At 65.3% G+C, this 8,667-nt stretch carries 8 protein-coding genes; 7 read left to right on the top strand and 1 reads right to left on the bottom strand.

Translation table 11 applies throughout. The features are described from left to right. Positions 1-181 precede the first annotated feature (181 nt). The 7 genes from M3498_18610 (at position 182) to M3498_18580 (ending at position 6,750) form a co-directional block, all read left to right on the top strand. Positions 182-490: a helix-turn-helix domain-containing protein gene (locus tag M3498_18610; protein ID MDQ3461280.1), complete on the top strand. Its 309-nt coding sequence runs from the start codon at positions 182-184 to the stop codon at positions 488-490. Between the two features lie 2 nt (positions 491-492). Further along, positions 493-888: a PIN domain-containing protein gene (locus M3498_18605; protein MDQ3461279.1), complete on the top strand. Its 396-nt coding sequence runs from the start codon at positions 493-495 to the stop codon at positions 886-888. A gap of 138 nt (positions 889-1,026) precedes the next feature. Then, complete coding sequence (gene lpdA, locus M3498_18600; GenBank protein MDQ3461278.1) at positions 1,027-2,409, top strand: dihydrolipoyl dehydrogenase; 1,383 nt, start codon at positions 1,027-1,029, stop codon at positions 2,407-2,409. A 37-nt stretch (positions 2,410-2,446) separates the two neighbouring features. Beyond that, positions 2,447-2,821 carry a HEPN domain-containing protein gene (locus tag M3498_18595; GenBank protein MDQ3461277.1) on the top strand — a complete coding sequence of 125 codons (375 nt, stop codon included), beginning with the start codon at positions 2,447-2,449 and terminating at the stop codon, positions 2,819-2,821. After that, positions 2,805-3,128 carry a nucleotidyltransferase domain-containing protein gene (locus M3498_18590; GenBank protein ID MDQ3461276.1) on the top strand — a complete coding sequence of 108 codons (324 nt, stop codon included), beginning with the start codon at positions 2,805-2,807 and terminating at the stop codon, positions 3,126-3,128. Before M3498_18595 ends, M3498_18590 begins: the two co-directional genes overlap by 17 nt. Positions 3,129-3,439: 311 nt before the next feature. Then, a complete protein-coding gene (locus tag M3498_18585) occupies positions 3,440-4,822 on the top strand; it encodes a glycine--tRNA ligase (protein MDQ3461275.1) in 1,383 nt (460 codons plus the stop codon). A gap of 194 nt (positions 4,823-5,016) precedes the next feature. Then, positions 5,017-6,750, top strand: coding sequence for an FAD-dependent oxidoreductase (locus M3498_18580; GenBank protein MDQ3461274.1), 1,734 nt, complete (start codon positions 5,017-5,019; stop codon positions 6,748-6,750). Positions 6,751-6,807: 57 nt separating this feature from the next. Here the strand turns inward: M3498_18580 and M3498_18575 are convergent, their stop codons facing one another. Further along, positions 6,808-8,334, bottom strand: a complete 1,527-nt coding sequence (locus M3498_18575) for a SpoIID/LytB domain-containing protein (GenBank protein ID MDQ3461273.1) — start codon at positions 8,332-8,334, stop codon at positions 6,808-6,810. Positions 8,335-8,667: the final 333 nt, after the last annotated feature.

The raw sequence follows: 8,667 nt of genomic DNA, 5'->3' as shown, positions 1-8,667 counted from the left end.
ATAGTCTACTCGCTCGAGAGACGGCAGTAGACGCGCGCGCCAGATGTACAACCTGAACACGCCCAGTTTTTGAGGGCTGACTCGAGGCGGCAAGTAAACGGCTATCCGTTCATCAAGGGATGTAAATATCCAGTATGTCGCCTCGAATAACGCTTTACCTGAAATGTACTATAATGCCTACATGAAGATCTTGAACCTGCTGACCGTTGAGGAGGTTGCCGGCTTGCTTCGCGTCGATGAGGCGAGCGTGCGCCGCTGGCTGCGGCAAGGACAACTCCACGGCGTCAAGGTAGGTCGCTCCTGGCGCGTTGACGAAACGGCGTTGCAAGCGTTTTTAGGGAAGCACACGGAGATGGAGCCCCAGTTGCAACCCCACTGGTTCGTGGCTGAAGCGGAAGCACTGGCAGCGTCAACCGCCCTCGGCCACGCCGAGAAGCCTGGGGATGTCAGGAAAGATTTGGGCAACTATTGGGCTGAAACCTTCGAGTAGTCGTGCAGCCGATTCTTGTCGATACCGCCGTCGTCTATGCCCTGGCCGATAGAGCCGATCAGGCGCATGAGGCTGCCAAAATGCTGCTCGCCCGGCTGCTTGGTACGCCGCTGCTCATGACCGTGCCCACGATTTACGAGGCTCATCGCCTCATCCTCTACCGCTTGGGTCCCATGGCGGCAAGGCGCTTTCTCGAGGCGCAGTCGCGGACCTACAACACCGTTTGGCTTACCGAGGCGTATCATGCCCAAGCCGTAGCGCTGCTCGAGCGCTTCGAGGATCAAAAGATCAGCTTGACCGATGCGGCTAACGCCGTGGTGGCTAGAGCGTTGGGAGTCAAAGTGGCCACCTTTGATCGCCACTATGAAGTCATGGGCGTAGCGGTGGTGCGGAGCTGATACCCGTCGCTTGTTCGTGCTGCAAAGCGGCGTACAAGGCTGCTCATAAAAAGGCTGCTCATAAAAGGGCACATTGAATCCCTAAGGATAGACTTAGGGCGCGCTTCACCGAACCTGGGAGGCCTGAAAGGAGCTTATGTGAAAGAACACGACCTGATCGTCATCGGCGCGGGTCCCGGCGGCTACGTCGCCGCCATCCGCGCCGCGCAGCTCGGCCTGAACGTCGCCTGCATCGACAAGAACGACGCGCTTGGAGGGACCTGTTTGCGGGTCGGTTGCATTCCGTCCAAGGCGATGCTCGAGTCGAGCGAGAAGTACCGCGAGCTCAAGGAAGGTCTGGAGGCTCACGGCGTCAAGGCGAGCGGCGTCGAGCTCGATCTGGCGGCGATGCTAAGGCGCAAGGATGATGTCGTCAAGACGCTCACGCAGGGCGTCAGGGGCCTCTTCAAGAAGAACAAGGTCGCGCACTACCAGGGAACCGCGAGCCTCACCGGTCCGGGTAGCGTGACGGTCGAGGGCAAAAGCAACGAAGAACTCAAGGCCGAGCACATCATCATCGCCACCGGCTCCAAGGCCGCGCCGCTGAGGGGCATCGACTGGGACGGCGACCGCATCGCCACCAGCACCGAGGCGCTCTGCTACGGCGAGGTGCCCGAACACCTGGTCGTCATCGGCGCGGGCTACATCGGCCTCGAGATGGGCTCGGTGTGGTCGCGGCTGGGTGCCAAGGTGACGGTGCTCGAGTACCTGGGCCGCATCCTTCCCGGTATGGACGGCGAGCTGGCCGCCGAAGCTCACAAGGTTTTCAAGAGGCAGGGGCTCGAGTTTCGCCTGGGCGTTAAGGTGACGGGCGCGAAGGTCGAGGGTGAAGGCTGCGTGGTCGAGATCGACGGGGCCGAGCCCATTCGCTGCGACCGTGTGTTGGTGGCGGCGGGCCGCGTGCCCAATACCGAGGGCTTGGGGCTCGAGGCGGCCGGCCTCGAGCTCGATGAGCGGGGGCGCATCCCGGTGGACGAGCGCTTCCGCACCAAGGTGGAAGGGATTTATGCCATCGGCGACGCCATTCAAGGGCCGATGCTCGCCCACAAGGCCGAGGAGGAGGGTATCGCCTGCGTCGAGAGCATCGTCACCGGCTACGGCCACGTCAACTACGACGCCATTCCCGGCGTCGTCTACACCCACCCCGAAATCGCCTCGGTGGGCAAGACCGAAGAGCAGCTCAAGGAGGCGGGGGTGGACTACCGTAAGGGCGTGTTTCCCTTCAAGGCCAACGGCCGCGCGCGCAGTCTGGGCGACGACGGCGGCCAGGTGAAGATCCTCGCCGACGCCGTGACCGATAGGGTCCTGGGCGTGCACATCATCGGCCCGCGCGCCGGCGACCTCATCGCCGAGGCGGCCGTCGCCATCGAGTTCGGCGCCAGCAGTGAAGACATCGCCCGCTCGAGCCACGCCCACCCCACGCTCGCCGAGGCCGTCAAGGAGGCGGCGCTGGCGGTGGACGGCCGGGCGATTCACTTCTGACTGGATGACGCACGCTTTACCGCTATACTGAGTCACTGTGGAACGAAGCGCCGACTGGTGGACGCAAGCCGAGCGGGATTTTCAAGCGGCTCAGGTGCTTGCGGAGCGGGGCTTGCACGAGTGGGCATGCTTTGCCGCCCAGCAGTCGGCGGAAAAGGCGGTCAAGGCTGTGATTCAGGCTCGCGGTGGCGAGTTTCGTGGTCACGCGGTGAGGCGTGGCCTGCAAGCACTTCAGGCGCCATCCCCGCTAGTCGAAGCAGGGGTGCGGCTCGACCGACTCTATATTCCCACGCGTTATCCAGACGTTCTGGATCAGGGTTCTCCGGGAGAGGTCTACCTTCCTTCAGACTCGAAAGCCGCCCTACACGATGCTGAAGGTGTGTTGAAGTGGTCCCGTGATCAGCTTCCTTGACCAGTCGGCCATCCTGAGGCAACTGAAGAGCGAGGTTGAAGCGCTCAAGCAGGTCAAGCCCGAGGTTGAGGCCGTGTGGCTCTTCGGCTCCTTTGTGGCCGGCAAGGCCGTGCCCGGTTCCGATGTCGACTTGCTCCTGGTGCTCAGCGCTCACCCACTGCCGCGCTGGTTCGACCGGGTGCCTGAGTATGTGAAACTATTGGCTGCCGTACCTTGTGACGTCGATGTCTTTCCGCTCACAAAGGCGGAGCTGACGGGGTCGAGGTTGGCAAGAGAGGCGTTGCGCCTGGGTGTGCAGCTGGCTTGATCGTCCCTCGAAGGGGACAGCCACGGCGAATCTTGCTGCGAGCCGAGTTGGTGCGGCGAGCGATTGACCTCGCATGCTATCCTTGGCATGATAAGAGGGCGTTGATCCGCAGGAGTACGGTAGGGATCGCCAGCAGCGAGTCGAGGACGGTGCGAGCTTGACGGCGCGAGCTACGGGAACGGCGGCGGGGAGCCTTACACATTGGCGAGAGCCTCGAGGAATCGGGGAAGCGGGGTGGAACCGCGAATCACGTATTCGTCCCCAGATGGCATTCGGCCGTCTGGGGTTTGTTTTTGCCAAGGGAGAACACGATGCCGGCTACAAGCATGGAAGAACTCGTTTCGCTCTGCAAGCGCCGCGGCTTTGTCTTTCCGGGCTCCGATCTTTACGGCGGCCTGCAGGGGACCTACGATTACGGCCCGCTGGGCGTGGAGCTCAAGAACAACCTGAAGGCGGCCTGGTGGCGCGCCAACGTCTACGAGCGCGACGACATAGAGGGCCTGGACAGCTCGATCCTCACCCACCGGCTGGTCCTGCGCCACTCGGGGCACGAGGCCACCTTTACCGACCCCATGGTCGACTGCCGCAGCTGCAAGAGCCGCTGGCGGGCCGACCACGTCAAGGACGGCCGCTGCGAAAGGTGCGGCTCGACCGACTTGACCGAGCCCCGCCCCTTCAACATGATGTTCAAGACCAATGTCGGGCCGGTGGCCGACGAGGGTTCCTACGCCTACTTGCGGCCCGAGACGGCGCAGGGTATCTTCATCAACTTCAAGAACGTCCTTGACGCGACCTCCCGGAAGTTGCCCTTCGGCATCGCCCAGATCGGCAAGGCCTTTCGCAACGAGATCACCCCGCGTAACTTCATCTTCCGGGTGCGCGAGTTCGAGCAGATGGAGATCGAGTTCTTCGTGCGGCCGGGCACCGACGACGACTGGCACCGCAAGTGGGTCGAGGCGCGTCTAGCCTGGTGGCGTGAGCAGGGTCTGGACGGCGACAACCTGCGCGCCCAAGAGCAGGCGCCCGAGGAGCTCTCGCACTACGCCAAGGCCACCGTGGACATCCTCTACCGCTTTCCGCACGGCTTGGAAGAACTCGAGGGCATCGCCAACCGCACCGACTTCGACCTGGGCTCGCACACTCGCGGCCAAGGGGACTTTGCCCTGAGCGCCAAGGTCAATCCCAACGAGGACAGCACCGCCAAGCTGGGCGTCCCCGACGCCGAGACCAACAAGCCCATCATCCCCTTCGTGATCGAGCCCTCGGCGGGCGTGGACCGAGGCGTGCTCGCCGTCCTGAGCGAGGCCTACACCAGGGAGACGCTGGAGAGCGGCGCCGAGCGCGTGGTCCTCAAGCTGCGGCCCCACCTCGCCCCGATCAAGGTGGCGGTGATCCCGCTGGCGCGCAACAAGCCGGAGATCGTCGCCAAGGCCAGAGAGATAAAACGCGACCTGCAAGCCCTGGGCCTAGGGCGCGTCTTCTACGAGGACACTGGCAACATCGGCAAGGCTTACCGGCGCCACGACGAGGTCGGCACACCCTTTTGCGTGACGGTCGACTTCGACACCCTCGGCCGGGGTGACGACCCCGCGCTCGAAGACACCGTCACCGTGCGCGACCGCGACAGCATGGCGCAAGAGCGGGTGGCGATCGGCGAATTGGCGGGCTTTTTGCGTGAGCACCTGCGGTCCTAGCCCGGTCATCTCGGCGTGGCGGGGGCTTCACAGAGCTGATTTGGCAGGGCTCTACGGTCATCCGCTCGAGCCCCTGCTCATACCAATTGCCTTTCGAAGTACCACAAACCGAGTGGGTTTGAGGGTATGCGCGCACGCGCACTTATCAAGCGCAAAAGCGGCGCTTGATAAGGCACTTGGTATAAGCTCGAGCCATGAACCATCCAGAACTCATCAGCACGCCCGTCTTGATCATCGGCGCGGGCGCGGCGGGGCTGCGCACCGCCCTCGAACTCGTCGCGAACGGACAGGACTGCCTGGTCGTCGGCAAGCGCCGGCACGGCGACGCCCACACCGTCTGGGCGGCGGGCGGCATCAACGCGTCTTTGGGCAACCGCGACCCCGAGGACCGCTGGGCTATCCACGCCGCCGACACCATCAAGGAAGGCCACTATGTCTGCGACCCGGGGGCGGTCGAGCTGCTCGCCCGGCACGCGGCCGAGCGGGTGCTCGAGCTCCAGGGTTGGGGCTGCCCTTTCAACCTGACCGAAGAAGGCGAGATCGACCAGCGCTACTTTGGCGCGCAGTCCTACCGGCGCACCTGCTTCGTCGGCGACACCACCGGCCGGGCCATCTTGGATACCCTGGTGGCGAGGGCCAAAGCGCTCGAGGTCCCCTACCGGCAGAACCTCTTCGTGACCCGCCTGCTCGCCTGGGAGGGCCGGGTGGTGGGAGCGTTCGGCATCGACTTAGACGGCGGGCGGCCGGTCGCTATCGAGGCGGGGGCGGTGGTCCTGGCGGCGGGCGGGCACACTTCCCTCTACCTGCGCGGCTCGTCGCGGCCGGACGAGAACACCGGCGACGCGGTCGCGTTGGCCTACGCGGCGGGGGCGGAGCTGCGCGACATGGAGTTCGTGCAGTTTCACCCGACCGGGATGGTAAAACCCGAGGAGCGAGCGGGCAAGCTGGTCACCGAGGCGGTGCGCGGCGAGGGCGGGCACCTGCTCAACAGGGACGGCGAGCGCTTCATGGCGCGCTATTCACCCAAAGGGATGGAACTCGACGCCCGCGACGTGGTGGCGCGGGCGATCTACAGCGAGATCCGCAACGGCCGGGGCACCGAGAGCGGCGCGGTCCTGCTCGACATCTCGCACCGGGGCCGGGCGTTTTTAGAGGAACGCCTGCCGGAGATGCTCAGGCAGTTTGCGGAACTGGGCGTGGACATCAGCCGGGAGCCGGTGGAGGTGGCGCCGACGGCGCACTACGCCATGGGCGGCGTGCGGGTGGACTTTAGGACGGGAGCGAGCACCGTGCCCGGCCTCTTCGCCGTCGGCGAGGCGACGGCGGGCGTCCACGGCGCCAACCGCCTGGGCGGCAACTCGCTCGTCGAGACGCTGGTCTTCGGCCAGCTGACCGGCCGGCACCTCCTGGGCGCGCTCGAGGAGGCGCCCGCGCCGGGGGTCGGGGCGGCGCTCGTCGAGGAGGAGACGAGTACGCTCGAGGCCCTGCTGCGCGGCGGGGGAGAGCACCGGCCGAACGAGCTGATCGCGGAGCTGCGCGAGCTCCTCTGGGACCACGCCGGCATCGTCCGCGACGAGCATGACTTAAAGAGAGGGCTGGCACGGCTCGAGGCCCTGAGCGAGCGAGCCCGGTCGCTGGCCTTGGCGGGCGGCTCGCGCAGCCCCGACCTGGTGGCGGCGCTCAACCTGCGCTTCATGCTGCCGGCGGCCGAAGCCATCTTGCGCGGCGCCCTGATGCGCGCGGAGTCGCGGGGCGCGCACTACCGCTCGGACGCGACGGGGACCTTGGAGGAGTGGACGAAGAGCATCGTCTACGCCGAGCAGGACGGCCGTATGTCTCTCCGGACGGAAGCGCTCGGCGAGGTTAGTCCTGACATCCAAAGGGCGCTGGACGAGCACCACAGCCTCGACTACCACCACCTCGAGTGAGCGGGTCCAAAGAGAGGACCCGCAGCACGGCGCTGCGGGTCCTTAGCTAGCCCGGAGCTAATACATCTTCTCGAGGCTGATCCCCTGGTAATAGTGGGTGAGAATCCGCTCGAAGGAGGCGCCGCGCTCGGCCATGCCTACCGCCCCCGTCTGCGACATGCCGACGCCGTGGCCCCAGCCGCCGCCAAAGGCCCTGAAGCCGCTGACCTCGCCGCTCTGGCGGTCCGTAACGGGCTCGAGGTAGACGAGCGTGCTGCGGAGCGGGCTCAAGGTGCCGCTGGCGTTGACGTACTGAAGCGACCAGCGGACGCGGTCCTTGAAGTCGTAGAAGCTGCCGTTCTCGGTGACGTATTCGATCCTGAGCACGCGGCCGGAGTCAGAACGCCCCAGGACGTTGATCTCCAGGACCCTGCCCACCTCCTTGCCGGCAAAGGCGCTGATGGCGCGGCTGATCTCGTCCGCCGTCCAGGTAAAGGTCCAGCGGTGGTAGCGCGACCAGTCCGCCTCGTGGTCGCCCTCGGCGCGGGCGCGCAGCGAGGCCGGGTTGGCGCTGCGCTTAAAGACCTCGAGGCTGGGCACGCGCTCGACCGCCCGGCCGCGCTCGGCGTCGGGCAGGCCGCGCAGGTAGGCGATGGGGGCGCTGTTGTAGACATCTTCGTTGTTGGCCGTAAAGCCGCCGCTGGTGGAGTGGTAGAGGGTGGTGGCGTACCCTCCACTGTAGCGGGCCGCGATGCCTGCCGTTTCGTCAACCGCCCGCGTCGAGACCGGGTGCTCCGCCGCGTAGCCGCCGTAGACCTGGTCCGAGGTGGTCGGCAGGAGGTCGTAGCCGTCGGCGCGGCGCTTGCCCAAGTTGGCGAGCGCGTAGGTGCGCGCCGCCACCGCCTGGGCCTTTTGCGCCTCGAGCTCGCCAAAGGGGACCGGTGGCAGTTCGCGCGGCACCACGCCGTAGAGGTAGTGCTCGAGCGGCAGCTCGTTGATGCCGGCCAAGGTGCCGCTGCCGTTGACGGCCACCTCGGCCACGCCCCGGTAGGGTCTTCCGTCGATGAGGACGAGGCCGTTCTCGGCCTCGAGGACCACCGGCGCGCTCGAGGTGATGCTCTCCGCCCCTCGAGTGATTTCGTAGCTCACGCTGCCCTCGCCGGTCGTCACAATCTTCCAGAAGGAGTCGCTCCCGGCGAGGCTGTTGGCGATCACCTCGCTGCGAAAGGCGCTCCTGACGCTAAAGGAAGCGTCGGCGGCAAATTCACCGATGAATAACCTCCAGCAGTTCGCGGTCGGGACGAATTCCGTGTAGGTAGCATAGCCTGCGGTCTGCGCCCGCTCGAGCCAGTCGTCACGTGCGGTCGCGCTCGCGCAGGCGACCTGCAGACGGTAGTGGCTCGTCACCACCGCTCCTGTGATACTGACGGTCAAACGGTCGCCGGAGCCCGAAAGAAGCGTCGCTCCCGTTGCCTTGTTCCGCAGCGTATAGGCGTCATTGCTGCCGATCTCGATGCTCGTGGCGGTGGCCACGACACCCACGCGGATGACTTGTGTCGCGGCGTCTTGGCCCTCGAGCTGTTCCTGGGGCGGCGTGACCTGCACCGGACTGTGCTGGCTGCACGCGGCGAGTAGAAAGAACGCGGCGAGAAGGACGGTCCACTTAAGCCGGAGACGATTTCGATTTCTGTGTTGCATTCACCAACCTCCTAAAGAGGAAAAAGAGAGGGCAAAACCCGCGCCGACAGGATAGCCGACGACAATCCTCGGCCGACTCATTCTTCCACTGACTAGACCTGTACTATACCAGTTTATGCCCGTGCATTTGTGGTGAACCTCACCTTGAGAGCCGGGGAAAACGATGCTTACCCACGTGCAGAGACGGTGCAGGTCACCTCGGCGTTGCGCGAAGCGGCGCTAATCGCCGCTGTAGATGAC

This window comes from Deinococcota bacterium (assembly GCA_030858465.1).
In the GTDB taxonomy this organism is placed as follows: Bacteria; Deinococcota; Deinococci; order Deinococcales; family Trueperaceae; genus JALZLY01.
This window is presented reverse-complemented; position numbering and strand designations above follow the sequence as displayed.